This is a genomic window from Levilactobacillus acidifarinae DSM 19394 = JCM 15949, assembly GCF_001434835.1.
Classification (GTDB): Bacteria; Bacillota; Bacilli; order Lactobacillales; family Lactobacillaceae; genus Levilactobacillus; species Levilactobacillus acidifarinae.
Map to the genome: position 1 here is coordinate 1 of NZ_AZDV01000008.1, position 1,755 is coordinate 1,755.

Here is a 1,755-nt window from a genome sequence, read left to right on the forward strand (position 1 = left end):
GTTTGAGGGTAGACCCCTCAAAACTGACCATTGTTTCGACAAAGTATGTGTAGCCTCCGTATATTCCTTAGAAAGGAGGTGATCCAGCCGCAGGTTCTCCTACGGCTACCTTGTTACGACTTCACCCTAATCATCTGTCCCACCTTAGACGGCTGGCTCCCGAAGGTTACCCCACCGGCTTTGGGTGTTACAAACTCTCATGGTGTGACGGGCGGTGTGTACAAGGCCCGGGAACGTATTCACCGCGGCATGCTGATCCGCGATTACTAGCGATTCCAACTTCATGTAGGCGAGTTGCAGCCTACAATCCGAACTGAGAACGGCTTTAAGAGATTAGCTTGGCCTCACGACTTCGCGACTCGTTGTACCGTCCATTGTAGCACGTGTGTAGCCCAGGTCATAAGGGGCATGATGATTTGACGTCATCCCCACCTTCCTCCGGTTTGTCACCGGCAGTCTCACCAGAGTGCCCAACTGAATGCTGGCAACTGATAATAAGGGTTGCGCTCGTTGCGGGACTTAACCCAACATCTCACGACACGAGCTGACGACAACCATGCACCACCTGTCATTCTGTCCCCGAAGGGAACGTCTTATCTCTAAGATTGGCAGAAGATGTCAAGACCTGGTAAGGTTCTTCGCGTAGCTTCGAATTAAACCACATGCTCCACCGCTTGTGCGGGCCCCCGTCAATTCCTTTGAGTTTCAACCTTGCGGTCGTACTCCCCAGGCGGAGTGCTTAATGCGTTAGCTGCAGCACTGAAGGGCGGAAACCCTCCAACACTTAGCACTCATCGTTTACGGCATGGACTACCAGGGTATCTAATCCTGTTCGCTACCCATGCTTTCGAGCCTCAGCGTCAGTTACAGACTAGACAGCCGCCTTCGCCACTGGTGTTCTTCCATATATCTACGCATTCCACCGCTACACATGGAGTTCCACTGTCCTCTTCTGCACTCAAGTCACCCAGTTTCCGATGCACTTCTTCGGTTAAGCCGAAGGCTTTCACATCAGACTTAAATAACCGCCTGCGCTCGCTTTACGCCCAATAAATCCGGACAACGCTTGCCACCTACGTATTACCGCGGCTGCTGGCACGTAGTTAGCCGTGGCTTTCTGGTTGAATACCGTCACGATGTCAACAGTTACTCTGACACCCGTTCTTCTTCAACAACAGAGTTTTACGAGCCGAAACCCTTCTTCACTCACGCGGCATTGCTCCATCAGACTTTCGTCCATTGTGGAAGATTCCCTACTGCTGCCTCCCGTAGGAGTCTGGGCCGTGTCTCAGTCCCAATGTGGCCGATTACCCTCTCAGGTCGGCTACGCATCATTGCCTTGGTGGGCCTTTACCTCACCAACTAGCTAATGCGCCGCGGAACCATCCAGAAGTGATAGCCGAAGCCACCTTTCAAACAAAAACCATGCGGTTTTTGTTGTTATACGGTATTAGCACCTGTTTCCAAGTGTTATCCCCTGCTTCTGGGCAGGTTTTCCACGTGTTACTCACCAGTTCGCCACTCGTTCCAATGTTGAAATCAGTGCAAGCACGTCAATCAACGGGAACTCGTTCGACTTGCATGTATTAGGCATGCCGCCAGCGTTCGTCCTGAGCCAGGATCAAACTCTCATCTTAAAGATGATAAGCTTGTAGCTCATCGATTGTTGTTACATTTTTAAAAGCGAATTGACTTCGCAAATATTGTTTGGGTTTGAACCTAAGTTCAAACCGCCCTACACATATTTGGTTTGTC

The 1,755-nt window shown here is 50.8% G+C and carries 1 rRNA gene; it reads right to left on the bottom strand.

Going from position 1 to position 1,755, the window contains the following annotated elements:
- Positions 1-71: 71 nt before the first annotated feature.
- Positions 72-1,637, bottom strand: a 16S ribosomal RNA gene (locus tag FD25_RS05760).
- Between the last annotated feature and the right edge of the window lie 118 nt (positions 1,638-1,755).